This window comes from Variovorax sp. efr-133-TYG-130, from assembly GCF_030208835.1.
Taxonomy (GTDB): Bacteria; Pseudomonadota; Gammaproteobacteria; order Burkholderiales; family Burkholderiaceae_C; genus Variovorax.
In genome coordinates this window covers 69,123-94,218 of sequence record NZ_JARVTD010000012.1, presented here as the reverse complement: position 1 = coordinate 94,218, position 25,096 = coordinate 69,123, and the positions used below count along the sequence as shown (strand labels likewise).

General features: G+C 68.5%; 24 protein-coding genes. 6 read left to right on the top strand and 18 right to left on the bottom strand.

Annotation, left to right across the window (positions count from 1 at the left end; genetic code table 11):
- Positions 1-11 precede the first annotated feature (11 nt).
- Both QRN67_RS15905 and QRN67_RS15900 read right to left on the bottom strand, forming a co-directional pair.
- Complete coding sequence (locus QRN67_RS15905) at positions 12-1,157, bottom strand: acyl-CoA dehydrogenase family protein (protein WP_275892592.1); 1,146 nt, start codon at positions 1,155-1,157, stop codon at positions 12-14.
- A gap of 38 nt (positions 1,158-1,195) precedes the next feature.
- On the bottom strand, positions 1,196-2,020 hold the full coding sequence (locus QRN67_RS15900; protein ID WP_081270987.1) for an IclR family transcriptional regulator: 825 nt from the start codon (positions 2,018-2,020) through the stop codon (positions 1,196-1,198).
- A gap of 190 nt (positions 2,021-2,210) precedes the next feature.
- On the opposite strand from QRN67_RS15900, the gene QRN67_RS15895 reads away from it, so the two are divergent.
- Genes QRN67_RS15895 through QRN67_RS15875 form a run of 5 tightly spaced genes read left to right on the top strand, consistent with a single transcriptional unit; the run spans position 2,211 to position 6,531 of the window.
- Positions 2,211-3,197 (top strand): Bug family tripartite tricarboxylate transporter substrate binding protein, encoded by a 987-nt coding sequence (locus QRN67_RS15895; RefSeq protein WP_285412548.1) that lies wholly within the window; start codon positions 2,211-2,213, stop codon positions 3,195-3,197.
- Positions 3,198-3,255: 58 nt separating this feature from the next.
- Positions 3,256-3,684, top strand: coding sequence for a Zn-ribbon domain-containing OB-fold protein (locus QRN67_RS15890; RefSeq protein ID WP_081270985.1), 429 nt, complete (start codon positions 3,256-3,258; stop codon positions 3,682-3,684).
- Complete coding sequence (locus QRN67_RS15885) at positions 3,681-4,835, top strand: thiolase family protein (protein ID WP_285412547.1); 1,155 nt, start codon at positions 3,681-3,683, stop codon at positions 4,833-4,835. Before QRN67_RS15890 ends, QRN67_RS15885 begins: the two co-directional genes overlap by 4 nt.
- 17 nt (positions 4,836-4,852) lie before the next feature.
- A complete protein-coding gene (locus QRN67_RS15880) occupies positions 4,853-5,671 on the top strand; it encodes an enoyl-CoA hydratase/isomerase family protein (protein WP_285412546.1) in 819 nt (272 codons plus the stop codon).
- A gap of 44 nt (positions 5,672-5,715) precedes the next feature.
- Positions 5,716-6,531, top strand: a complete 816-nt coding sequence (locus QRN67_RS15875; RefSeq protein WP_106937885.1) for an SDR family NAD(P)-dependent oxidoreductase — start codon at positions 5,716-5,718, stop codon at positions 6,529-6,531.
- 15 nt (positions 6,532-6,546) lie between these two features.
- On the opposite strand, the gene aroQ is transcribed toward QRN67_RS15875, so the two are convergent.
- Genes aroQ through QRN67_RS15845 form a run of 6 tightly spaced genes read right to left on the bottom strand, consistent with a single transcriptional unit; the run spans position 6,547 to position 10,875 of the window.
- The gene (aroQ, locus tag QRN67_RS15870) at positions 6,547-6,990 is read right to left on the bottom strand and encodes a type II 3-dehydroquinate dehydratase (protein ID WP_285412544.1); all 444 of its coding nucleotides are present in this window, start codon (positions 6,988-6,990) and stop codon (positions 6,547-6,549) included.
- A gap of 23 nt (positions 6,991-7,013) precedes the next feature.
- Positions 7,014-7,835: a shikimate dehydrogenase gene (gene aroE / locus QRN67_RS15865; protein WP_285412542.1), complete on the bottom strand. Its 822-nt coding sequence runs from the start codon at positions 7,833-7,835 to the stop codon at positions 7,014-7,016.
- Positions 7,836-7,845: 10 nt separating this feature from the next.
- Positions 7,846-9,075, bottom strand: a complete 1,230-nt coding sequence (locus QRN67_RS15860; protein WP_081270980.1) for a CaiB/BaiF CoA transferase family protein — start codon at positions 9,073-9,075, stop codon at positions 7,846-7,848.
- Positions 9,072-9,524 (bottom strand): MaoC family dehydratase, encoded by a 453-nt coding sequence (locus QRN67_RS15855; protein WP_081271075.1) that lies wholly within the window; start codon positions 9,522-9,524, stop codon positions 9,072-9,074. The genes QRN67_RS15860 and QRN67_RS15855 overlap by 4 nt, the downstream gene beginning before the upstream one ends.
- 41 nt (positions 9,525-9,565) lie before the next feature.
- On the bottom strand, positions 9,566-9,949 hold the full coding sequence (locus tag QRN67_RS15850) for a VOC family protein (RefSeq protein ID WP_285412540.1): 384 nt from the start codon (positions 9,947-9,949) through the stop codon (positions 9,566-9,568).
- Positions 9,946-10,875, bottom strand: coding sequence for a ketopantoate reductase family protein (locus QRN67_RS15845; RefSeq protein WP_081270978.1), 930 nt, complete (start codon positions 10,873-10,875; stop codon positions 9,946-9,948). Before QRN67_RS15845 ends, QRN67_RS15850 begins: the two co-directional genes overlap by 4 nt.
- Positions 10,876-10,977: 102 nt before the next feature.
- Between QRN67_RS15845 and QRN67_RS15840 the strand changes: the two genes are divergently transcribed.
- A complete protein-coding gene (locus QRN67_RS15840) occupies positions 10,978-11,922 on the top strand; it encodes a LysR family transcriptional regulator (RefSeq protein WP_285412539.1) in 945 nt (314 codons plus the stop codon).
- Positions 11,923-12,049: 127 nt separating this feature from the next.
- Here the strand turns inward: QRN67_RS15840 and QRN67_RS15835 are convergent, their stop codons facing one another.
- From QRN67_RS15835 to QRN67_RS15790, 10 genes are all read right to left on the bottom strand, one after another.
- Positions 12,050-13,327, bottom strand: coding sequence for an NAD(P)/FAD-dependent oxidoreductase (locus tag QRN67_RS15835; RefSeq protein ID WP_285412538.1), 1,278 nt, complete (start codon positions 13,325-13,327; stop codon positions 12,050-12,052).
- A 48-nt stretch (positions 13,328-13,375) separates the two neighbouring features.
- Positions 13,376-14,275: a GNAT family N-acetyltransferase gene (locus QRN67_RS15830; protein WP_285412537.1), complete on the bottom strand. Its 900-nt coding sequence runs from the start codon at positions 14,273-14,275 to the stop codon at positions 13,376-13,378.
- A gap of 8 nt (positions 14,276-14,283) precedes the next feature.
- On the bottom strand, positions 14,284-15,609 hold the full coding sequence (locus QRN67_RS15825; RefSeq protein WP_285412536.1) for an NAD(P)/FAD-dependent oxidoreductase: 1,326 nt from the start codon (positions 15,607-15,609) through the stop codon (positions 14,284-14,286).
- A 76-nt stretch (positions 15,610-15,685) separates the two neighbouring features.
- A complete protein-coding gene (locus tag QRN67_RS15820; protein WP_285412535.1) occupies positions 15,686-17,128 on the bottom strand; it encodes an aldehyde dehydrogenase family protein in 1,443 nt (480 codons plus the stop codon).
- Positions 17,125-18,630 carry an NAD-dependent succinate-semialdehyde dehydrogenase gene (locus QRN67_RS15815; RefSeq protein WP_285412534.1) on the bottom strand — a complete coding sequence of 502 codons (1,506 nt, stop codon included), beginning with the start codon at positions 18,628-18,630 and terminating at the stop codon, positions 17,125-17,127. Before QRN67_RS15815 ends, QRN67_RS15820 begins: the two co-directional genes overlap by 4 nt.
- Positions 18,631-18,652: 22 nt before the next feature.
- Entirely contained in the window at positions 18,653-19,741 is a 1,089-nt protein-coding gene (locus QRN67_RS15810; protein ID WP_106937874.1) for a tartrate dehydrogenase, read from the bottom strand.
- Between the two features lie 11 nt (positions 19,742-19,752).
- Positions 19,753-21,390: an ABC transporter ATP-binding protein gene (locus QRN67_RS15805; RefSeq protein WP_285412533.1), complete on the bottom strand. Its 1,638-nt coding sequence runs from the start codon at positions 21,388-21,390 to the stop codon at positions 19,753-19,755.
- Positions 21,390-22,295: an ABC transporter permease gene (locus QRN67_RS15800; protein ID WP_285412532.1), complete on the bottom strand. Its 906-nt coding sequence runs from the start codon at positions 22,293-22,295 to the stop codon at positions 21,390-21,392. The genes QRN67_RS15805 and QRN67_RS15800 overlap by 1 nt, the downstream gene beginning before the upstream one ends.
- Positions 22,296-22,305: 10 nt before the next feature.
- Positions 22,306-23,262 carry an ABC transporter permease gene (locus tag QRN67_RS15795; protein ID WP_081270968.1) on the bottom strand — a complete coding sequence of 319 codons (957 nt, stop codon included), beginning with the start codon at positions 23,260-23,262 and terminating at the stop codon, positions 22,306-22,308.
- Between the two features lie 161 nt (positions 23,263-23,423).
- Positions 23,424-25,046: an ABC transporter substrate-binding protein gene (locus QRN67_RS15790; protein WP_285412530.1), complete on the bottom strand. Its 1,623-nt coding sequence runs from the start codon at positions 25,044-25,046 to the stop codon at positions 23,424-23,426.
- Between the last annotated feature and the right edge of the window lie 50 nt (positions 25,047-25,096).

Here is a 25,096-nt window from a genome sequence, read left to right as displayed (position 1 = left end):
TCCGGCGACGTTCAGGCAATGGCGGAGATGCCCAGGATCTCGCGCCCGACGATCAGGGTCTGCACTTCGGTCGTGCCTTCCGGGATGGTGCCGCCGCGGGTGTCGCGGAAAATCCGCTCGATCGGGTAGTCCGTGGCGTAGCCCAGGCCACCGTGCACCTGCAAGGCCATGCTGGCCACTTCGTGAGCGGCCTCGGTGGCGTAGAGCTTGGCGATCGACGCGGCGGTGCGTGCGCCGCTGCCGGAGTCCAGCGCGGCGGCCGCGCGCAGGCCCAGCGCCCGCGCGGCTTCGACGCGGATCGTCATGTCGACGATCAGTTTCTGCACCAGCTGGAAGCTGCCGATGGGCTTGCCGAATTGCGTGCGCGTGCGCGCGTAGTCGATGGAAAGATCGAGCGCCGACTGCGCGGCGCCCACGGCACCCATGGCGATGTTCACGCGCGCGCTGTCCAGCCCGATCAGCATCTTCTTGAGTGCGCCGCCTTCCTCGCCCAGCAGGTTCTCCCTGGGCACCTTGACGTTGTCGAAGCCCAGTTCCGCCGTGCCCGTGCTGCGCAGCACCATGGTGTCCACGCGGCGCATTTCGTAGGGCGACACGTCGCGCTCCACGAGGAACGTGGAGAGCTGGCCCTGGCAGTCCGGGCTGAAGGTGCGCGCCACGACGATGCCGAAGTCGCCGAAGGCGCCGTTGGTGATCCACAGCTTGCGGCCGTTGAGCACATAGTGGTCGCCCTGCAGGTCCGCGCGGGTCTGCACCTGCGCGATGTTGGAGCCCGTGCCGGGCTCGCTGATGGCGCTGAAGCAGCGGCGCTCGTTGGCCAGCAGGGGCTGCAGGAAGCGCTCCTTCTGCGCGGGCGTGGCTTCGGCCGCGAGCTTGTTGATCGCCGCGTTGGTGATGTTGAGCATCGTGCGCAGGGACAGCCATGCGTAGCCTGCCTCCTCCATCAGCATGGCCCAGGTGAGCTGGTCCAGCCCCATGCCGCCTTCCTCTTCCGCCAGCCGGCCGCCCAGGTAGCCGAACTCCGCCAGGGGCTTGAGCAGCTCGAAGGGGAAGGTGCGCTCTTGGTCGTGGCGGGCAACGACGGGTGCGACTTCGCTCTTCATGAAGCGGCGGATGCTGTCGCGCAGCATGGTTTGTTCTGCAGTCTGGGTGTACACGGGGTCTCCTGGTTTTTGAAGGTGAAGTTGAGCGGCGCTCAAGGCTCGTCGGGAGGCGGGGCCTTGGTGCCGCGGCGGGAAGATGTGGAAGAAGAAGAGGAGGAGGCAGGCGACGACACCGGCTGCTGCTCCCGGAAGACGACGGCCTTGACCTCCTGCAGCGCCTCGATGCAGCGCTCGCGCTGGTCGCGCATGCGGTGGGTCAGGCCGGCCACCGACAGGGCCAGGGTCTCGCCGCCGATCTGGCCGGCCACCGCCACGGCGGTCAGGCCTTCGCTGCCTTCGTTCTCGACCCAGATCCAGCCCTGTTCGCGCGCGCGCGCCACCTGCGCCTCCAGCTCGGACAGGTCGGTGATCGTTCCGGAGGCCAGCGAGCGCAGCGGCTTCAGTCGCAACTGGCGCGCCGCTTCTTCGGGCGTGCCGATCGCGAGGATCGCCTTGCCCAGCGCGGAGACGTGCAGCGCCAGCTTGTCGCCCACGTGCTGCATGTAGCGCAGCGCATGGCGGCCCTCGCTCAGCGCGATGACTTTCACGACGCCGCTCTCCAGCCTGCCGCACAGCCCGGTCTCGCCGGTGCGGTCGCGCAGCAGTTCGCACGCCTCGGCACCCACGGCATAGAGCGGGTCGCTTGCCGAGATTTCCTTGGCCACCGTCAACAGGCGCGCGGTTGGATAGAAGCGCCGGCTGCGCGCGGTGCGCAGCAGATAGCCCAACTCGTGCAGCGTGTGCAGCAGGTCGGAGCAACTGCTCTCGGGCAGGTCCATGAGCCGGGCCAGGTCCGAGTTGGACAGCTCGCGCTTTTCTCGCGCAAAGACTTCGAGCAGGGTCATCGTGCGGGTGGCCGCAGGAACGATGGTGGGCATGAATCCTCCGATAGGTCGTAGAAGTTGTCGATCATAGCGACGACATTCCCGACTTTCACGGATTTTCCATCCTGGGCGGCGATCAAAAAAGTCAGAAAGCACGGTTGTCAAACAACGAAGGGTTGAAGTAGTCTACGTCCATTCGTAGAAAAAACACAAACGAATCGAATTCCAAAACCAGGAGACAACCTTGAAAACCTTCCTCAAAGCCATTGCCGCTCTCGGCTGCGCACTTCTTCTTTCCGCCCCCGGGCACGCCGCCAGCGAGGCCGACGGCTGGCCGTCCAGGCCGCTGACCTTCGTCGTGCCGTTCCCGCCCGGAGGCATCACCGACAACACCTCGCGCCTGCTGGCGCAGAAGCTCGGCGAGAAGCTCGGGCAGCCCGTGGTCGTGGAAAACCGGCCCGGCGCGGGCGGCTCGATCGGGGTGGACTCCGCGGTGCGGCAGCCGGCAGACGGCTACACCCTGATCTACGGCACCCAGGGTACGCACGCCGCCAACCTGGCGCTCTACAAGAACGTGCGCTACGACCCGGTCAAGGACTTCACCGCCGTGCACGGCATGTCGGAGTCGCCGCTGATCCTGGTCATCAATCCGAACAAGCCGTTCAAGACGGTGCCCGAGCTGGTGGAGTACGCCAAGAAGAACCCCGGCAAGCTCAACTTCGGCTCGGCGGGCGCGGGCACGGCCACGCACCTGACGGCGGAGCTCTTCCAGACGACCGCGGGCATCAAGATGACACACGTGCCCTACAAGGGCAGCAGCCCCGCGTTGACCGACCTGATCGCCGGCAACCTCGACCTCGCCTTCGACTACGCAGCCGTGGTGCTGCCCTTCGTGCAGTCGGGCAAGCTGAAGGCGCTGGCGGTCACCGGCAAGTCGCGGCTGTCCAGCGCGCCCGACCTGCCGACCGTGGGCGAACTGGGCTATCCCGGCGCTGCGTCGAGCGCGTGGGGCGCGATGTTCGTCTCGTCGAAGACGCCGGCGCCCATCGTCAAGCGCCTTGCCGACGCCATGGCCGAAGCCATCGTGAATCCAGAGCTGCTGGCCGCCACCGAGAAGTTCGGCAGCGTGCCGATGCGCGGCATGCGCGGCGAGAAGCTGGACGCTTTCGTCAAGTCGGAAATGACGCGCTGGCGCGACGTGGTGCAGAGCTCCGGCGCCAAGCTGGAGTAGCCACGCGCTGCCCGCCCCCCGCCCCCCGCCCTTTTTGCAAAACCAGGAAACCAGTTCCATGACCAATGAATTGCGTGGCCTTCAGCCACAGCATCCAACGCTCTACCAGCTTGCGCCCGACGGTGCGTCGCTGGAGTTCCTCTTCGCGCAGTGCGCGGCCTGCGGGAAGCTCGCCTTCCCCGCCAACGTGCCCGGCTGCAGCCATTGCGGCGACCCGCTGAGCAACGCCAAGAAAGTCGCGCGACCAGGCGGCGGCAAGCTGCTGGAGTTCGTGACGCTGCATGTGCCGCTGCTGCCCGGCATGGAGGTGCCGCGCATTGCGGCGGACATCCTCATCGAGGACGGAATCATCGAAGAGGGCGTGATGGCCGGATCGGACGAGTCGTGCCTGCGGGTCGGCATGGCGCTTTGCGCCGTCGCCGTTGCGTTGCCCGGCGGAGAGACTTTTGCATGCCGCTTCGTGCCGGCCGAAGGAGCGGCGCGATGAGCAACTGGATCGACGACAACGACGGCGTGTACGTGGCCGGCATCGGCATGCATGCGTACCAGTTCCCGAGCGACACGCCCTACACGCACCTGGGGCTCGCCGCAGTGCGGGGCGCGCTGGCAGACGCGGGCCTGGCGTGGCCGGAGGTCCAGAGCGCCTATGTCGGAACCACGTCCATCGGCATGGCCGCGGGGCGCGTGATGTTCCGGCACCTCGGCGCCACGGGGCTGGCGGTCACGCAGGTCGAGAACGCGTCCGCATCGGGGTCGTTCGCGTTCCGCCAGGCCTGCATGGAGGTGGCGCGCGGCGTGAGCGACGTGGTGCTGGCCGTCGGCGTGGACAAGCACGGCGATGGCCGGCGCGCCGCCGACAAGGAAGGGTTGGCACGGCTGAGCGACACCGCCACGGTGCCCGCCGTGAAGTTCGCCATGATGGCGCGCACCTACCTGAGGGAGCGTGGCGCCGACGCGCAGGCGATGGCCAAGGTTGCCGTCAAGAACCATGGCAATGCCTCGCGCAATCCGTATGCGCAGTTCCGCAAGCCGCGCACCCTCGAGCAGGTGCTCGGCTCGCCGCGCGTGGCGGGGGATCTGACGGTCCAGCAATGCTGCCCGCGCGGCGAAGGCGCGGCCGCCGCGATCCTGGTGTCGGGCCGCGCGCTGCGCCGCCTGGGCCTGGATGCCGCTCGCTGTGTGCGCGTGCGCGCCTCGGCAGCGTGCAGCGAGACGCCGGAAACCAGCTACGGCGCCGCCGCCGTCGACCTGGTGCGCGCCAGCGCAGGCGCCGCGCTCGCGCAGGCGGCCATTCCCGCGTCGCGCCTGGATCTGCTGGAACTGCATGACGCCTTCTCGGTGGAAGAGTTGCTCTACAGCGAGGCCGTGGGTGTCTGTGAGCCGGGCGAGGGCGCGGCCTTCCTGCAGCGCGGCGACTCGCAGATCGGCGGGCGCTGCGCGATCAATGCGTCGGGCGGCCTGATCGGCATGGGGCATCCGCTGGGGCCCACCGGCATCGGCCAGATCGCGGAAATCACCCGGCAGCTTCGCGGTGAAGCCAGCGGACGGCAGCACGAGGGCGCCAACTGGGGCATGGCCCACATGATCGGCCTGGGATCCGTCGCGATCGCGCACGTGCTCTCGCGCGGCACCGCCTGAACGAAATGGAGACACCCATGACCGACAACACGCATCCTGACCACGTCGAGCTCCCGACGCTGGACTACGCCGTCCAGGGCCACGTGGCCGTCGTGACGCTCAATCGGCCCGATCGCATGAACACGCTCGGCGGCACGATGAAACCCGACCTCGCGCGCGCGTTCTTCGAGCTGGCGCGCGCGGATGCGCGCGTGCGCGCGGTGGTGCTCACCGGCGCCGGCGAGCGTGCGTTCTGCGCGGGTGCCGACATCAAGGAGCGCGCGGACCACCAGATCTGCGCGCCCGACTTCTTCGTCGCGCAGAAGACCACGCACGACCTGTTCCGCGGCATCGAGGAGTTCGAGAAGCCCACCATCGCGGCGATCAACGGGGTGGCACTCGGCGGCGGGCTGGAGCTTGCGCTGTGCTGCGACATCCGGATCGCGGCGGACCATGCCCGCCTGGGGCTGCCCGAAGTCCGCCTGGGCGTCATTCCCGCGGCCGGTGGCACGCAGCGGCTGCCGCGCCTGATCGGCGAGGCGCGCGCCAAGGCGCTGATGCTGACGGCCGAACAGATCGATGCGGCTCGCGCGCTGGACTACGGGCTGGTCACCCAGGTGATGCCGGGCGCCGAACTGATGTCCGGCGCCCTCGCGCTGGCGCGGCAGATCGGCGAGATGCCGCCGCTGGCCGTGCGCTTCGTCAAGCGGGCGGTCAACCGCGGCATGCAGACCGACCTGGACAGCGGCCTCGAGTACGAGCGCTATGCCGCGGCCCTCCTGGTGGACAGCGAGGACCGCAAGGAGGGCATGCGGGCCTTTGTCGAGAAGCGAAAACCAGTGTTCCAGGGCCGCTGAGCGCCGCCCGCATCTTCATTCATCCAACAGCAAGGAAAGTACACATGAAACTCGGTTTGGAATCCCAGGTGGCCCTGGTGACCGGAGGCGGGCAGGGCGTCGGACGCCAGATCTGCATCGAGCTCGCCCGCGAAGGCGCGCGCGTGGTCGTCAACGACCTGTTTGCCGAGCGCGCACAGGCCGTTGCGCGCGAGATCGAGAGCGAGGGAGGCCAAGCGCTGGCCGCGCCCGCGGACATCACGCAGGCCGATCAGGTGCAAGGCATGGTGGACGCCGCGCTCCGGCATTTCGATGCGCCCGTGCAGATCCTGGTGAACAACGCAGGCATCATTCCCGAGCGGCGCGAAAAGGGAGGGCGCACACCGGCCTTCGTCGACATGCCCGTGGCCGATTGGGCCAAGATCGTCAATCTCAACGTCTACGGCACCTTCCACTGCTGCCATGCGGTGCTGCCCGGCATGGTGGCGGCCAGGCGCGGACGCATCGTCAACATCATCTCGGAGGCGGGCCGGATCGGGGAAGCCAACATGGCCGTCTACTCCGGCGCCAAGGCCGCGATTGCCGGCTTCGCCAAGGCACTGGCGCGCGAACACGGCCGCCATGCGATCACCGTCAATTCCATCGCGCTGGGTGCGGTGTCGCATGAAGGCATCAAGGACGGCCCGCTGCACATCGACGCGACGCCGCAGAACAACGAACTGCTCGCCAAGATGGTGAACATCTATCCGATCTCCAAGGGCGTCGGGCGGCTGTCCAGGCCGCAGGACGTGTCCGGCCTGGTGGCATTTCTCGCGTCCGACCGGGCCCTCTTCATCACGGGCCAGACCGTCGGAGCGTCGGGCGGCTTCGCGATGATCTGACGCACCAGCGCGGTCTCAGTGCGCCCGCACCGCGGCCGATGCCGCGGCACGCAGGCCGAGCAGGTAGCTGTCCACGCCGAAGCCGCAGATCTGTCCCTTCACGATCTCGGCGAACACCGAGTGATGGCGAAACGTCTCGCGCGCATGGATGTTCGACATGTGCAACTCGACGACCGGCACGGTGAGGATCGCCAGCGCATCGCGAATGCCGTAGCTGTAGTGCGTCCAGGCACCGGCGTTGATGAGCACCGCGTCCACGCCCTCGGTGAAGGCGCGATGGATGCGCTCGCACATCGCGCCTTCGCAATTGGTCTGGAAGCTCTCGACCGCGGTGCCGAGCTCCTTGCCGAGTGCCTGCAATTGCGCGTCGATCTCGGCCAGCGTCACCGTGCCGTACTGCTTCGGGTCGCGCTTGCCGAACATGTCGTGGTTGATGCCGTGCAGCATGAGGATCTTCATGAGGTCGTCTCCAGGTCGTCGGGTCAGACCAGGGGAATGGTCATGCGGTCGATGAGGCTGCGCGTGTCGGGCCGCACGCCGCGCCACCACAGGAAGGCTTCCGCCGCCTGTTCCACCAGCATGCCGACGCCGTCGGCCAGTTTCGGCACGCCGGCGTTCTGCGCCAGGCGCAGGAAGGGCGTCAGGCCCTTGCCGTAGGCGAGCTCGTAGGCGAGCTTCGCGCCCTGCAGCGCCTGTGCGGGCAGGGGCGGCAGTTCGGCCCGGAGGCTGGCGGAGGTGCCGTTGATGACGATGTCGAAGCGCTCGCCCGCCAGATCGCCGTACCCGCAGCCTTGCACGCGGCCATGCCCGGCAAACTGTTTCGCGAGGTCGACGGCCTTGGCCTGCGTGCGGTTCGCCAGCACCACCACGCCCGGTTGTTGCGCCAGAAACGGCTGCAGTGCGCCACGCACCGCGCCGCCCGCGCCGAGCACCAGCATGCGCGCGCCCTCGAGCGGAAAGCCCAGGTTGCGCTGGATGTCGTTGGTCAGGCCCACGCCGTCGAAGTTGTCGGCAAGGATGCGTTCGCCTTCGAACTTCAGCGCGTTGGTGGCGCCGGCGAGCTCGGCGCGTTCGAGCCGCTCGGTGGCCAGTGCGAAGGCCTGCAGCTTGAAGGGGGCCGTGACGTTCATTCCGCGCCCGCCTGCCTTGCGGAATGCGTGCACGTCGTCGGCGAAGCGCTCCAGCGAGCCTTCGATCGCGCTGTAGTCGATGTCCTGGCCGGTCGCCTGCGCGAAGCTGCCATGGATCATCGGCGACTTGGTGTGTCCTATCGGGTTGCCGATCACGGCGTACTTGTCGGTCATGGCTGTTTCCTTACTTGCTGTAGAGCACGCCGTCGGCCTGCATGTCGGCGATCTGCGCGGCATCGAAGCCGAGGCTCGCCGCGATCTCCGCGTTGTGCTCGCCCAGCTCGGGGGCCACCTGCGTGATCGAGGTGTCGCAACCCGACATGTGGAAGGGCAGGTTTGGCAGGCGGATCTTTCCGAGCACCGGATGCTCCTGCTCGACCACCATGCCGCGCGCATGGATCTGCGGATCGGCCAGCACTTCGTCGATGCGCTGGACCTTGGCGGCCGGCACGTCGATGCCGTCCAGCAGCTTCAGCACCTGCGCGACCGGCCGCGCCGCCACCCACGGCTTCACCACGTCAAGAATTTCCGTGCGATGGGCATTGCGCCCGGCCGACGCGTGCAGCCGCGTGTCGCTGCCGAAACCCGCGGGGCCGCCGTTCTGCTCGACCAGCGCGGCAAAGCGCTTCCAGGCGTCGTCCACCTGCGCGGCGATCACGAGATCGCCGTCCTGCGCGCGGAACACGCCGTAGAGCGTGGAATTGGGCATGTCGTGCCCGGTCTGCACCGGCACCTCCTGGCCATTGGAGAGCGTGTAGCACTGCACCGCGTACTCGTGCATCGACACCAGCGTGTCGTACAGCGCCATGTCGATGTGCTGCCCGCGGCCGGACTTCACGCGCCCCAGCAGCGCGGCGTTGATTGCGGCGACCGCGTGGATGCCGGTGTACATGTCGCCCAGCGAGATGCGCAGCAGCGGTGGTGCTTCGCCCGGATTGCCGACCATCTGCATGATGCCGCTCTTGGCCTCCGCGATGAGGCCGAAGCCCGCGCGGTGCGCGTCGGGGCCGGTGTGGCCGTAGGCCGAGATCGAGCAGTACACCAGGCCGGGGTTGGTCTCGGCGAGTTCGGCATAGCCCAGGCCCAGCTTGTCGAGCGCGCCGGGGCGGTAGTTCTCGACGAACACGTCGGCGCTGTCGACCAGCTTCTTCATCAGCGCCCGGCCGCGTGGGTCCTTCGTGTTCACGCTGAGGCCCTTCTTGCCCATGTTCTGCTGCAGGAAATAGCCGCTGTGTTCGCCGACGAACCACGCATGCTGGCGCCCCGCGTCGCCCGTGCCGGGACGCTCGACCTTGATGACTTCCGCACCGAGCGCGGCAAGGCAGCGCCCGACATAGGGACCGGCCAGGAAGTGGCTGTAGTCGATGACGCGCAGGCCTGCCAGCGGCAGCGCCTGTTTCGGTGACGCGCTCATGCCGGCTTCCTCGGCACCATCACGCGGTGCTCGCCCTTTTGCACGACCTCGTCGCGCTGGTTGATGAGTTCGGACGGCAGCACGAGGATGCCCCAGCCCGGCTTGCTCGCCGATTCGCGCTTGCTGCCGACGTGGAATTTCACGCGCACCGTGTCGCCGAGCTTGATGGGGGCCACGAAGCGCCATTCCCAGCCGAGCGACATGCCCGGCATGAAGCGCATGTCGCTCTTCGTCTTGAGCCCGTCGGCCACCGACAGGCCGAACAGCCCGTGCGCCACGCGGGTGCCGAAGGGCGTGGTGCGCGCATAGGCTTCGTCGGTGTGAACGGGGGTGTGGTCGCCGGTGAGGTCGGCATACGCCATCACGCGCGCCTCCGTCACTTCATAGGGCGGGCTGATGCATTCCTGGCCGACGACGGCGTCGTCCCAGTATTTGTCTTCGATGGTCAAGGCGCTCATGGTGTGTGTCTCTCTGTATGGGTGGCGGATCGTCAGGCGCGGGGATCGACGGCGAGCACGCGCGCGACGGCGCCGGCGCTGGCCTGGATGAACTCGACGGCCAGGCCGTCCGGCAGGCGCAGCCAGTTGCGGCCCTGCGGCATTTCGGTCACGCCGAAGGCCTGCGCGGCGGCGAGTGCGGCTTCGAGGTCTTCGCACATCACCCCGAGATGGCCGAGGCGGCCTTCAGGCCCTGCGTAGTCCGGCTTGGCCATGAATTGCAGGCCGCCGAGGGTCCAGTACTGCACCGGCTCTTCGAGCGTGCCCTGTACTTCGCGCATCGTCATGCCGCAGACGTCGTGGAAGAACCTGATGTGCCAGTGGATGTCCTTCACCCAGATGGCGACGTGCTCCACATAGGCGCGCGGCGTGCTCATTTCGCCTCCAGCCGGCGTTCGATGCCCTTGATGGCCGCAACCAGCGTCTGGTTGACCGGCGTCGGCACGTCATGCTGCAGCCCGCCGCGCACCACCGCGCCGTTGATGAAGTCGATCTCGGTGATGGAGCCTTTCTCCAGGCTTTGCAGCATCGAGGTCTTGAATTCGTAGGGCAGGCCTTCGGCGGCCATGACCCATGCGTCGCGCGGCGACTGGATCGACAGCTTCACGCCGCTGGCCCGCGCGACGGCCATGGCCTCGGCCACCGCGGCGACGGCCGTGGCCTCGATCTCGGGCACCGCGTAGAGGCTGCCGTACACCTGGCCCGTGATGCCGCTGAGCGCGCCGGTCGAGACGTTGATGAGCAGCTTGTCCCACATCACGCCCAGGATGTTGTCGCTGACCTCGCAGGGGAGTGCGGCGCGCTCGAATTCGGCCGCGATGGCCCTGGCGCGTTCGCTCACGCTGCCGTCGAGTTCGCCGATCACCGTGCGCTTGCCGCGCGTGCCGGCAATGACGCTGCCCGGGCCGAGCAGAACGCCGCCGACGTAGGTCTTGCCGGCCAGCACGTGCGCGCGGCCGGCGACTTCGGCCAGGATCTCCTCGTGGCCCATGCCGTTCTGCAGCGACATCAGCGCGGTGCCGGGGCCGACGATCGACAGCGCGCCTTCGATGGCCGAGCGCGTGTGGAAGGACTTGACCAGCACGATCACCAGGTCGGCCGGCGGCAGGCCCTCGACGCTGTTCGCCGCGCGCACCGTGACCCGGCGTTCCGAGTCGCCTTCCTTCATGAGGAGGCCGTCGCGGTTGATGGCGTCGACGTGCGCCTGGAAAGGATCGATGAGCGTGACGTCCGACCCGCCGGCGGCGAGCGTGCCGCCGATGGCGCAGCCGAGCGCGCCAGCGCCCAGGAAATAGATCTTCATGCCTGTCTCCACAAGGAATATCTCGAAGGAATGCGCTGAAGATAGGTTGCGAGCAACATCTCGTCCATGACATGGGACGAATGGTCTACATTCCGTTTTGAAATGAACGCCGACGACGACAACCTCGATGCGGGCACGGGCCTGCTCAGCCTCAAGCTGCTGCGCCTGTTCGACTTGATCTACACCACGCAGAGCGTGACGCGCGCGGCCGACCAGCTCGGCCAGAGCCAGCCGACGGTGAGCAACTGGCTGGGCCGCCTGCGCCGGCACCTGGGCGACGAGCTGTTCGTGCGCACCGCGGCGGGCATGCAGCCCACGCCGCGCGCGGACGAGCTGATCGTTCCGGCGCGCGAGGCACTGGCGGCGCTGCGCCGCGTGGCCGCGCCGCAGGAAGTGTTCGATCCGTCGAGTGCGACGCGGCGCTTTCGCATCTGCATGACCGACGCCAGCCACATCACGCTGCTGCCGCAACTGCTGGCCCATGTGCGCGCTGTGGGCCCGGGCATTCGCCTGGAGGCCGCGCGCATCGACGAGCAGACCGGGCAGGCGCTGCAGTCCGGCCAGGCCGACCTTGCGATCGGACTGGTGCCCTGGCTCGAATCAGGCTTCTACCAACAGGTGCTCTATCCGCAGGATTGGGTGTGCCTGGTGAATGCACGGCATCCGCGCGTGGGCGCCAAGGGCATGGGCCTGCGCGACTACAAGGCCGAGGCGCACATCGGCATCGTCGGCGGCACGGGCGTGCAGTTGCTGGAGGCGGCGCTGCTTCGGCACCGTGTGGCGCGCCGCATCCTGCTGGAGCTGCCAGGCTTCCTGGGCCTGGCCGCGATCGTCTCGACCACCGACCTCGTGGCCACCGTGCCCCGCCAGATCGGCGAGACGCTGGCCCGCACCAACGGGCTCGCTGTGTTCGATTGCCCGGTGCCGGTGCCGCCCTTCACCGTCAAGCAGCACTGGCATGCGCGCTACAACCAGGACCCCGCGAACCGCTGGCTGCGCGGGCTGTGCGAGGGGCTCTTTGCCAGGAAATCGAAAGCGCGCGGCTAGCCTGATCCTCTGCGGCGATGGTTGGCCCCGTGCCAGGGCATGCGAATCAGCCGAACCTCGGCTCCTGCAGCACCAGGTCATGGCGAACGGCCTGGGCTTCGAGGCGCAGGGGAGCCGGCAAGCGGTCTCAGCGCACCAGATCCTGAAAGCGGTAGTACGCGCCGACCACGGGAAGGAACCACGGCTTGCCGAAGTGGCCGGGAATCGCCGGCCAGTCGAAATCCCGCCACGGGTTCAGGTCGGCGCGGCCATCCAGCACCTCGGCCATGATCGCACCCATGTAGGTCGACATATGGGTTCCGTGGCCGCTGTAACCCATCGAGTAGAACAGCCCGTTGCGCTCTCCGGCGCGCGGCAAACGGTCCCGCGTCATGTCGACCATGCCGCCCCAGCAATAGTCGATGCGGGTGTTTCCCAGCTCGGGAAAGACCTCCGCGAGCGATCGTTGCAGGATGGCGCCGCTCTTCATGTCCGACTTCGGGTTGGTCGTCGCGAAACGCGCGCGCCCGCCGAACAGCAGCCGGTTGTCGGGCGTGACACGGAAGTAGTTGACGAAGTTCTTCGTGTCCGTCGTCATCCGGCGCCGCGGCGTCAACCGGTCGAGCACGTCGACCGGCAGCGGTTCGGTCACGATGATGAACGCCCCGACGGGCACGATGCGTCGGCGAAACCAGGCCAATGGCCCTACGGCCGAAGTCCCGGTCGCCAGCAGCACCTGCCTGGCGCGAACGCTGCCGTCGGGCGTTTCGACCTGATGGATTGAACCGCTTTGGCGCTTGAGCGCGATGACCGGCGAGTTTTCATAGATGCGCACGCCGCGCTTGGCCGCGGCCATGGCAAGGCCGTGGCCGTAGCGGCCCACGTGCATGCCTGCGCTCTTGCCGAAGATCAGGCCCCCGAAATACCGGTCCGATCCGATCTCGCTGTGCAGTTCGGCACGCGTCACCATGTGGGTGTCGGGATCGCACTCCTTGGCCATCAGCGCCTGCGCGCGGGCCAGCTTGTCGTAGTGCTCCGGCTTGGCAGCCAGCTTGAGCTTTCCGACACGCTTGAAATCACAGTCGATGCCTTCCTCGGCGATCAGCGACTCCACCTTGCACACGCCCGCGTCGAAAGCGCGATAGAGCATGTTGGCGCGCTCTCGCCCGAGCTTGCCCGACAGCGCACAGTAGTCCTGTGCGAAACCGTTGTTGCACATGCCGCCGTTGCGGCCCGAAGCGGCACTGGCCACGGTGGCGGCATCGAACACCGCCACACTGGCGCCTTTCTTCGCCAACGCGATTGCCGCGGACAAGCCGGTAAAGCCCGCACCCACCACCGCCACATCGACGTTGCCGCCGGGCGCCTGCGTCTGACCTCCCGTGAATCTGGGAGAGGTATCGAGCCAGTAGGGCATCAGCTTCATGAAAGAACTTTCGTCATCTCTTGGATGTCATTGCATGGATGGCGCGACTCAGCCGAAGGACTGGTTGGCAAGGGCGAACAGGCGGGTGTTCGCATCGGCGCCGATCGGGCGAGCCCGGGGGTTGCGCACCATCGGCACGGCGTGGCCGACGCAGGGCAACCCCATGTCGCTCAGCCATGTGGAGAGACCGCTGTCCTCGGTCACGTCGATGCGCACGAACCGGCCGCGAGCGCGCAGGGCGAGGGCGGCGATGAGGTCCATCGCATCGACGGCGGCATCTTCGCCCGAGGCGACCACCGGCCCGATCACCACGCCGTGCCCGAATTCCCTCAGGCAGGCGTACGCCGACACACCAGCGCGCCGTTCGGCAACCATCGTCGTTCCGGCAGCGAACAATGCATCCAGCAATGCGGTCCGCTCCATCCCCGTGGCGGCCAGGTCCAGTTGGCGCAACCGCTGGTCGTCTGCGGCCTGCATGGCACGGATGCTCGACGGCGTGGTGGCAGGAAACGCCTGTGCCGGCAGCACCGACTGATGCTGGAACACGTGTGCGCGCGCGACAAACCCGAGCTGTGCGTAGAGAGGCAGCCCTTCCTGGGTGGCGTTCAGCAACACCGTGCGCTCCCGCGCCTCGTGGAGCAACTTCTGCGTCAAGGCACGCCCCAGGCCTCGTCCTCGCATGGCCGGGTCCACGATGATCATGCCGACCGAGGCATGAGTCTGGCCATAGGGCCACCACATCGCGGTGCCCACCAGGCGGCCATCGACTTCGACGGCGAAGCCGCTGCCGAGATCGAAGGCGAAGCGCCAGTCGTCTTCCCGGTATGGCCAGCCCAGTGCGCAGGATTGCCTGACTGCGTCCGGCAAGTGATCGATGCGCAACGGGGTCAGGCGCGCAATCATCTTGTCGGCCGGTGCGTGCGGGCCGCCGCGGCGCTCGGGCGTCATGGCCGTCCCTAGAAGTCCGCGACCTTGCCCCACGCCGACGACAGGAATCGGTCCGGGTGATAGGGCCGTGGATCGACGAGGGGCGCGGCGCCGCTGACGATGTCGGCGATCAGATGGCCCGCCCCGGGCCCGATGCCGAAGCCATGGCCGCTGAAGCCGGCCGCCAGCACCAGTCCGCGCAGGCTCGACATCTCGCCGATTCCCGGGACACCGTCGGGCGTGCTGTCCACATAGCCCGCCCAGGCGGCCGTGACGGGACTGCCCTCCAGTGCCGGCACGAGTTCCACCGCGCGACTGTACGTCAGCTCGACCGCCGCCGCGTCCGCCTTCGGATCCAGAATGCGCATCCGCTCCATCGGGGTCGGCTTGTCGAGCCGCCAGCGGGACCAGCCTTCATGGCCCGAGCGCACGCCCTCCAGTCCGCCGGGCGCGAGGTTGCGCCACCTTCGCTGGAACATGGGCAGGAACTGCGGTGCGAAACGCAGAAGCTGCGGTGTCGGGTCCACCCGTCCCCGGCCGCTGACGGCCAGCGTGTAGCCCCCGTCGACGCGCCGTGTCATGGAAACGCCGCTCGTGTGGAGTGCGGCCGGTATGTCTTTTTCGCCCGTGGACACCGACAGCGCCGTCTGCCGGATCGCAGCCTGGGGAAACCGGATGCCGTACTGGCGGCAGAACGAGGATGCCCAGGCACCTCCGGCGAGTACCGCGACCTGTGTGCGGATCGATCCGTGCTCCGTGACCACTGCCGAGACCCGCCCGCCCTCTGTCTCCACGCCCCGCGCCGCGCAGCCCTGGTGCACCGTTGCGCCGAGTTTCAGGAGCGCCCGGGCCACCGCCGGGGCCGCGCGCGAAGGGTCCGCGGTGCCGTCGGTGGGAGCAAAGACGCCGCCCTTCCAAGGCTTGCCGGTGGCGCGGCCGCGCTGCGCCGCTTCTTGCGCACTCAGCATCTGGGTCTTCACGTCGACCGTGCGCGCGAACTCGCCCCAGCGGGCCCAGCCAGCCAGCTCCTGCTCGCTGTTGCTTAGATAGAGCAGGCCGCATCGCTGAAAGCCGGTGACCTCACCGGTCTGCGCCGTGAATTGCTCCCACAGGTCCAGGCTCTTGGTGGCCATCGGCAACTCGCGGGCGTCCCGGTTCTGCTGGCGGCACCAGCCCCAGTTGCGGCTCGACTGTTCGGCGCCGACGCGGCCCTTTTCCACCAGCGCGACCTTCATGCCGCGCCTGGCCATGTAGTAGGCGGCGAAAACGCCGATGATGCCGCCGCCGATCACGACGACATCCGCGTGCGTCGGCAGGTCCGGGCTGGAGGCTACGGAAGATAGTGGTGCGGGCATTCTCGGAATATTCGTGAGCGGTCAGTGAAAGACTGCAGGCATGCTTGCCGTTCGTCGCCGGATGCTGAAGACGGGATCAATAGCCGACGACAGCCTTGGTCTCGAGGTATTCCTCGAATCCGTGGACGCCGTATTCGCGGCCGTTGCCGGACCTTTTGTAGCCACCGAAAGGCGCGTGGCCGTTCCAGGCCGGATAGTTGATATGCACCTGGCCCGCGCGCAGCCGGGCCGCCACGCGGCGCGCGCGGTCGCGGTCGCCGGACTGCACGCTCGCACCGAGCCCGTAGACCGTGTCGTTGGCAATGGCGATGGCCTGCGCCTCGTCGCGGTAGGGCATGACCACCAGCACCGGGCCGAAGATTTCTTCGCTCGCCACGCGCATGGCGGGCGTGACATCGGAGAACACCGTCGGGCGCGCGAAATAGCCCCGGCCCAGCCCATCGGGCCTGCCCGGACCGCCGCAGACCAGCCTGGCGCCGTCTTCGATGCCGCTGGCGATCATTGCCTGGACCCTGGCGTATTGCGCGGCATTGGCAATCGGCCCCATCGAGGTCTTTTCGTTGCGCGGATCGCCGAGCGTGATGCCGGACACCGCCGCAAGTGCCAAGGCTTCGACCTCGGCGAGCCTCGATTCGGGCACCAGCATGCGTGTGGGCGCGCTGCACGACTGGCCTGCGTTGCGCATGCCCGCCAGTACGCCCTTCGCGACGCCCTGTTCGAAATCGGCGTCGTCGAGAAAGAGGTTCGGCGATTTGCCGCCCAGTTCCTGCACCACGCGCTTGACCGTCACCGCGGCCGCCTGCGCCACGAGGACGCCGGCGCGCGTCGAGCCGGTGATGGAGATCATGTCGACGTCGGGGTGCGCCGCCAATGCCGCGCCGACCACTTCGCCCGTGCCGCCGACCAGGTTGAAGACCCCGGCCGGCGCGCCGGCGTCGTGCATCACCTGCGCAAAGAGCTGGGCGCTGTAGGGGGACAGCTCGCTGGGCTTCAGGACCACCGTGCACCCCGCGGCAATCGCGGGCGCGACCTTGGCGGTGATCTGGTACAGCGGCCAGTTCCAGGGCGTGATCAGCGCGCACACCCCGATCGGCTCCTTCGAGATGGCGAAGCCGTCCTCGATGGAAAGAAACTTGTAGCGCCGCAGCACTTCCATCTGGGTGCGCACATGCGCGATCGCGAAGGGCACATGGGCGGACCGCGCGAACCCGATGGGCGCGCCCATCTCCGTCACGATGGCCTGCGCGAACAACTCCGCGCGCGCTTCCAGCAGCGCCAGGACGCGGCCCAGCAGCGCCAGCCGTTCGTCGACCGTGCTTCGCGAGAAGGTTTCGAAAGCCCGCCGGGCTGCAGCGACGGCAAGGTCCACATCCGCCGTCGAGCCGGCCGCGACATGCCCGACGATCTCTTCGGAAAAGGGATTGACGACCGCGATCCTCGCGGCGTGGCTGCGTTCTTCCCAGCGTCCGTCGACATAGAACCGGGCGTCGTCCCCGCTGCGGTCGTCGGATGCCGTCATCGAGTTTCGCTCCACGGGTAGGTCGACAGCTGCCCCTGGCATACGTACTTGATGTGCATGTAGTCCTCCAGGCCATGCACCGAGCCTTCGCGGCCGTAGCCCGATTCCTTCACGCCGCCGAAGGGCGCCGCCTCGGCGGCCAGGGCCCCTTCGTTGATGCCGACGATGCCCGACTCCAGCGCATCGGCCACGCGCCAGATGCGCCGCACGTCGGTCGAATAGAAGTACGCCGCGAGGCCGAAGGGCGTGTCGTTGGCGGCGGCGATCACGTCGGCCTCGCTCTCGAAGCGCGTGACCGGCACCACGGGCCCGAAGGTTTCCTCGCAGCTGCACTCCATCGTCGCGTCGGCATTCACCAGCACCGTGGGCGCGTAGTAGTTGGGGCCGTCGCGTCGCGCATCGCGCAGCCGCTTGCCGCCGACGACGATGCGCGCGCCCCGCGAGACGGCATCGTGCACGTGGCGCTCGATCTTCTCGACGGCGCGCGCGTTGATCATCGGACCGATCTGCGAGGACTCGTCGCTGGCAGGCCCGACGCGCAGCGCGCCGACACGTGCCACCAGCTTGTCCACGAACGCATCGTGCACGGCAGCCTGCACGAACACGCGGTTCGGGCACACGCAGGTCTGGCCGCCATTGCGGAACTTCGCGGCCATCAGGCCTTCCACCGCGGCGTCGAGGTCGGCGTCTTCGAACACGATGAAGGGGGCGTTGCCGCCGAGCTCTAGGGACAGTTTCTTCAGCGTGTCGGCCGAACGGCGGGCGAGGTGCTTGCCCACGGGCGTCGAACCGGTGAACGTGATCTTGCGCACGCGCGAGTCGTCGAGCCAGGCGTCGACGACTTCCGGCGTGCGTTCGCGCGAGGCGGTCACGATGTTGAGCACGCCCGGGGGCACGCCCGCTTCCTGTGCCAGCTTCACGAGCGCGAGCGAGGTCAGGGGCGTGTCTTCGGCCGGCTTGCACACCACGGTGCACCCGGCGGCGAGTGCCGGCGCGATCTTGCGCGCGATCATGGCCGCCGGAAAGTTCCACGGCGTGATCGCGGCGACCACGCCCACGGGCTCCCTCAGCGCGAGCATGCGGCGGCCCGTCACCGGCGCCGGGATCACCTCGCCGTTGGCGCGCGTCGCTTCTTCGGCGAACCATTCGATGTAGCTGGCCGCATAGGCCACCTCGCCGCGGCCCTCGGCCAGCGGCTTGCCCTGTTCGCGCGAGATCAGCCGTCCCAGGTCTTCCTGGCGGGCCATCACGAGGTCGTTCCAGCGCTTGAGGATCTGCGCGCGCTGCTTCGCGGGCACGGCGCGCCATGCGGGGAAGGCCGCATGCGCGGCATCGACGGCCGCGCGTGCATCGGCGGGCGTGCCGTCGGGCACGCTTGCGAAGACGCCGTCGGTCGCGGGGTCGGTGACGTCGAGGCGGCGCGCGTCGCTGGCTTCACGCCACTCGGCGCCGATGAGATGCCGCCCGGGCATCAGGTCTGCAGGTTGGAGTTCGGTGGTCATGGTTGAAAAGTCTTTCCTGGTTTCAGGCCGCCGCGACGCGCTCGGCGATCGCAAGGCCCACTTCGGTTGTGCTCGCGGAACCGCCGAGATCGCGCGTGCGCGGGCCGTCGCGCAGCACCGCCTCGATGGCTTCCAGGATCGCGTCGTGCGCGGCCCGCCCCGCGCCTTGGCCCTGGGTGAGGAAGTCCAGCATCAGCGCGCCGGACCAGATCATCGCGATCGGGTTGGCGATGTTCTGGCCGTAGATGTCGGGCGCGGAGCCGTGCACCGGCTCGAACAGCGACGGGAACCTGCGCTCCGGATTCAGGTTGGCCGAAGGCGCAAGGCCGATGGTGCCGGTGGTCGCGGGCCCGAGGTCGGAGAGGATGTCGCCGAACAGGTTGCTCGCCACCACCACGTCGAAGCGCGTGGGCTGCAGCACGAAGCGCGCCGACAGGATGTCGATGTGCTGCTTGTCGATCGTCAGCTCGGGGTAGTCGAGGCCGACCGCGTCGGCGCGCTTGTCCCACCACGGCATGCTGATGGCGATGCCGTTGCTCTTGGTGGCCACCGTCAGGTGCTTGCGCCGGCGCGCGCGCGCCGTCTCGCAGGCAAAGCGCAGCACGCGGTCGGTGCCGTGCCGGGAGAACACCGATTCCTGGATCACGATCTCGCGCTCGGTGCCTTCGTACATGACGCCGCCGAGCGAGGTGTACTCGCCTTCGGTGTTCTCGCGCACCACGAGGTAGTCGATGTCGCCGGGCTTGCGGCCGGCCAGGGGGCAGGGCACGCCCTCGAAGAGGCGCACCGGCCGCAGGTTGATGTACTGGTCGAATTCGCGGCGGAACTTCAGCAGCGACCCCCAGAGCGACACATGGTCGGGCACCGTCGCGGGCCAGCCGACGGCGCCGAAGTACAGCGCGTCCACCCCCTTGAGTTGCTCCTTCCAGTCGTCCGGCATCATCTGGCCGTGCGCCGCGTAGTGGTCGGCGCTCGCCCAGTCGATGGTGCGGCAGTCGAGTTCGAAGCCGAAGCGCTCCGCGGCGGCCTGCACCACGCGCAGGCCCTCGGGCATCACTTCCTTGCCGATGCCGTCGCCGGCGATCACCGCGATGCGGAAGGTGGGCGTCATTTCGGTCCTGCTCATGATGCGATGGCATGGGGGCGGTCCATGCGGTCCATGTCGTCGAGCCAGCCCTGGCGCAACTCCGGCACCGAGCGCGCCAGCAGCTCGTAGTAGGGGTGGTGCGGGCCGCGGTCGTAGTCGGCGCGCGCCACCTGCGCGAGCTTGCGGCCGTGCTGCATCACCACGATCTCGTCGCACACGGCGCGCACCGTGTGCAGGTCGTGGCTGATGAAGAGATAGGACACGCCGAGCTCGCGCCTGAGCTCCGCGATCAGGTCGAGCACCGCGGCGCCGACCACCGTGTCGAGCGCGGAGGTCACTTCGTCGCAGAGGATCAGGTCGGGCTCGGCCGCCAGTGCGCGCGCGAGGTTCACGCGCTGCTTCTGCCCGCCCGAGAGGCCGCCGGGCAGGCGCCCGGCGACGGTCTGCGGCAGCTTCACCAGGTCGAGCAGTTCACGGATGCGCCGGCGCAGCGGCTCCCCGCGCAGGCCCTTGTAGAACTCCAGCGGCCGCGCCAGGATGCGCTCGATGGTCTGCGACGGGTTCAGCGCCGTGTCGGCCATCTGGAACACGATCTGGATGCGGCGCAGCTCGTCGCGTTCGCGCTGCTGCAGCGTCGGCTTCAGTTCGCGGCCGTGGAAGAGCACGCTGCCGCTGCTGGGTTTCAGCAGGCCCGCCACCGCGCGTGCCAGCGTGGTCTTGCCCGAGCCCGATTCGCCGATCACGCCGATCGCCTGGCCGCGGTAGAGCTTCAGGTCGATGTCCTGCAGGATCGGCTTGGCCGGGCGGCCCTGCGCGTCGGCCGGGCCGTAGCCGGCCGAGAGCTGGCGCACCTCGAGCAGCAGTTCGCGGCCGTCGTCCGTGGCACCGGCCGCAGCGCGCGTCTGCGGGCGTGCCGCGGCCAGCAGGCTGCGCGTGTAGTCGTCGGCCGGCGCGGCGAGGATCTGCCCCGTCGCGTTCATCTCGCGCATGCGGCCGTTGCGCAGCACCAGGATGTGGTCGGCCATCTGCGCCACCACCGCCAGGTCGTGGCTCACGTAGACGGCGGTGGCGCGGCGCTCGCGTACCACGCGGCGGAAGGCGCGCAGCACCTCGATCTGCGTGGTCACGTCCAGCGCCGTGGTCGGCTCGTCGAGGATCACGAGATCGGGGTCGCCGATCAGCGCCATCGCAGCCATCAGCCGCTGCAGCTGGCCGCCCGAGACCTGATGCGGATAGCGCGCGCCGATGCCTTCCGCGTCGGGCAACGCCAGCTCGCGGAACAGCGCCACGGCCTTGGCCTGCGCCTCGGCCCGCTTGCACAGGCCGTGGATCACGGTGGGCTCGATCACCTGGTCCATGATCGTGCGCGAGGGGTTGAACGATGCGGCCGCGCTCTGCGCAATGTAGGAGACGGTGCGCCCGCGCAGCGCGCGCTGGGCGCGGGCATCGAGCGACAGCACTTCCGTGTCGCCGATGCGCACCCGGCCGGCCGAGATGCTGCAGCCCTGGCGTGCATGGCCCATCAGCGCCAGCGCGGTGGTGGTCTTGCCCGAACCCGACTCGCCGATCAGCGCCAGCACCTCGCCGGGCTGTACCGAGAAGCTCAGGTCGTCGACCAGTGTGCTCGTGCCCGCGCGGATGCTCAGGCCCTCGACGGTGAGTGGTGCTCCCATCAGCGTTTCCCCATTTCGCGCGCGGCACGGCCGGGCAGGTTGTCGATCACCAGGTTGACCGAGATGGTCAGGCTCGCGATGGCCAGCGCCGGCACGATGACCGAGGCGCCGCCCATGGCCAGCGCGCCGATGTTCTCGCGCACCAGCGAGCCCCAGTCGGCCGCCGGCGGCTGGATGCCCAGGCCGAGGAAGCTCAGGCTCGCCAGCAGCAGCACGATGTAGACGAAGCGCAGGCCCAGGTCGGCCAGCATCGGGCCGACGATGTTGGGCAGGATCTCGCGCAGCATGATGTAGAGCGTGCCCTCGCCGCGTGCGCGCGCCACCGTCACGTAGTCGAGCGCGTTGATGTTGACGGCCAGCGAGCGCGCGATGCGGAAGGCGCCCGGCACGTAGATGATGGCCGCGGTGGCGACCAGCATCGGCACCGAGGAGCCGAAGCCCGCCACCATGATGAGCGCGAACATCTTGCTCGGGATCGCGGTCAGCGTGTCCAGGCCGCGGCTGAGCGTCGCGTCGAGCCAGCGGCCGCTGGCGGCGGCCAGCAGCGCCAGCGTGGTGCCGATGCCGCTGGCCACGACCGTGGCGAGCAGCGCCACGCCGACCGTGTAGCGCGCGCCCTGGACCACGAGCGCCAGCATGTCGCGGCCGAGGTAGTCGGTGCCGAGCCAATGCGCCGCGCTGATCGGCATGAACACGTTCGAGGTGCCCGTCGCCGCCGTGCCGAACGAAAGCAGCCAGGGGCCGAAGGCCGCCGCGAGCACCCAGAACAGCAGCACCGCGAGGCCGAGCAGGCCGGAGGCGCCAAAGGCGCCGAGCCAGCGCCTCGCGCCGCCCCGGCGTTCTTGCGCCACCGGCGCCAGGGAGGCCGCGGCGTTCACGGCCTCGGGAGTTGTGGACGTTTCCATGACGCTTCCTTCAGCGGTGCCGCAGCCGCGGGTTGGCGACGATGCCGCAGATGTCGGCGGCGGTCACCAGGATCAGGTAGGCGCTGCAGAAGATCATGGCGCAGGTCTGCACCAGCGGCATGTCGCGCTGCGAGACGCCGTCCACCATCAGCTTGGCGATGCCCGGGTAGTTGAAGATGGTCTCGACGATGATCACGCCGCCCAGCAGGTACGACAGGCTCAGCGCCACCGCGTTGGCGATCGGCCCCACGGCGTTCGGCAGCGCGTGCGCCAGCACCGTGCGCATCGGCGAGGCGCCCTTGAGCCGCACCATCTCGATGTAGGGCGCCTCGAGCTGGTCGATCACGGCGGCGCGCGTCATGCGCATCATCTGCGCGACGATCACGCAGCACAGCACGAGCACCGGCATCGCGAAGGCCTGCAGCATCTGGCCGAGCGAATCGATGTCGCTGACGAAGGACAGCGCCGGCAGCCAGCGCAGCTTCACCGCGAACACCAGCACCGCCAGCGTGGCGACCAGGAACTCCGGCACCGACACCACCGCCACCGCCGAGGTGGAGGCCGCGCGGTCGAACCACGAGCCGCGCCATACCGCCGAGGCGATGCCCAGCGCGAGCGCGATGGGCACCGAGAACAGCGCGGTGACGGCGGCCAGCAGCAGCGAGTTGGGCAGGCGGCTGGCCACCAGTTGCGACACCGGCATCTGCGTGGTCGCCGAGCGGCCCAGGTCGCCCTTTGCCATGCCGAGCAGCCATTGCGCATAGCGCCTGGGCGCGGGAACGTCCAGGCCCATCTGCACGCGCAGCGCGGCGAGGGCTTCCGGCGTTGCGTCCTGCCCGAGTTGCTCCTCGGCCGCGTCGCCCGGCAGCACCGCCGTGATCGAGAACACGATCACCGACACCGCCAGAAGCGACAGCAGCGCCAGCGCAACGCGCTGCACCAAGAGCTTGAGGATCAGTCGATTCATCTCAGCAATCCCATTTCACCGGAGGCAGTAGCGCACCGACGCGGCCGGCGGAGCCAGGCCCCTTCGGGAAACACCGCGGAACCGGCTTTGCCGGGCCGCAGGTGTTGCCCCCGGAAGGGGGTTGGCGAAGCGACACGAAGTGCGCGAAGCCTGGGGGCGAGTCATGATTCAAGCCAGACGTTCTCGGCGAAGTTGTAGCCCATGAGGCCGCCCAGCGGAATCGGCGACAGCCCCTTGAGCTTGGCGCTGTGCCCGTCGATGCTCGCGAGGAACAGCGGAATGCCGATGCCCGCGTCCTGGTGGATCATGGTCTGCATGTCGGCATACATCTGCTTGCGCTTGGCCAGGTCGGTCTCGGCGCGCGCGGCCAGCAGCAGCTGGTCGAATTTGTCGCTCTTCCAGCGCGACTCGTTCCAGGCAGCGCCCGACTGGAAGAACTGCGTGAGCAGCACGTCCGCGCTCGGGCGCGGGTTGACGTTACCGAAGCCCACCTGGCTGTTGAGCCAGTGGTTCGACCAGTAGCCGTCCGCCGGCATGCGCTTGATGTCGATCTCCAGGCCGGCGCGCTGGGCGGTCTGCTGCAGCAGCAAGGACATTTCCACCGAGTACAGCGCGGCGGGCGAGGCCACCATCGACACCTTGCCGGTGACACCGGATTTCTGCAGGTGGAACTTGGCCTTGTCGAGGTCGAAGGGGCGCTGCGGCAGGCCGGCGAAGTGGAAGCGGTTGGTCGGGTCGATCGGCTGGTCGTTGCCGACCACCGCGTAGTCGAGCGCGATGGTTTTCTTCATCTGTTCGCGGTCGAACAGGTGCTTCATGCCGAGCACGAAATCGGGGTTGGCGCCGGGGCCCACGTCCTTGCGCATCACCAGGTCGGAGTACTGGCCCGACTGGGTCACGAAGATGCCGAAGCCGGGCGTGCCCTTGACGCGCTCCACCGAGCGCGGATTGACCGAGGCCACCAGGTCCATGCCGCCCGACAGCAGCGCATTGACGCGCGCGCTCTCGTCGCCGATGCCGACGAACTCGATCTCGTCGAGGTACGGCTTGCCGGGCTTCCAGTAGGCCTCGTTGCGCACCACCAGCGAGCGGATGCCGGGCTTGAACTCCTTGAGCTTGTAGGGGCCGGTGCCGATGCCGGCGTTGAAGTCGGTGGTGCCGTCCTTGACGATCTGGAAGTGGAAGGTGCCCAGGATCACCGGCAGGTCGGCGTTGGGCGCGCTCAGCACGATCGTCACTTCATTCGCGCCCGTGGCCTTCACGCTCTCGATCTGGTCGGCCAGCACCTTGGCCTTGGAGGCGACGGCGGGCTCCTTGTGGCGCATCACCGAGAAGACCACGTCGGCGGGCGCGAGCGCCTTGCCGTCGTGGAAGGCGACACCCTTGCGCAGCGTGAACACCCAGGTCTTCGCGTCCTTCGTGGTGAAGGATTCGGCCAGCGCAGGTTGCGGCGCGAGGCTGCCGTCCAGCGAAGTCAGGCCGTTGTAGAGCATGTTGCAGCGCGAGTAGTCGGTCTGGTTCGACTGCTTGGCGGGGTCGAGCGTGTCGGTCGCGGCGGCCGTGGCGCCCGCCACCCGGATGCGGCCGCCGCGCCGCGGCGTCTGCGCGTGCGCCGACACCGCCATGCCCGCGAGGCTGCCGGCCAGCGTGGCCTGCATGCCGCCGGCCATCAGCATCGCCAGGATGTCGCGCCGGGAGGCGCCGCGCTTGAGCGATGCCATGACACGAAGGCTTTCATCGGGGCCGACGAGGTTTTCGAAGCTCTTGTTGCTGCTGTCGCTCATGGTGGGTGCTCCTGGGAGGCCGTGGGTGGAAGAAAAAAGCGGAAACGAAA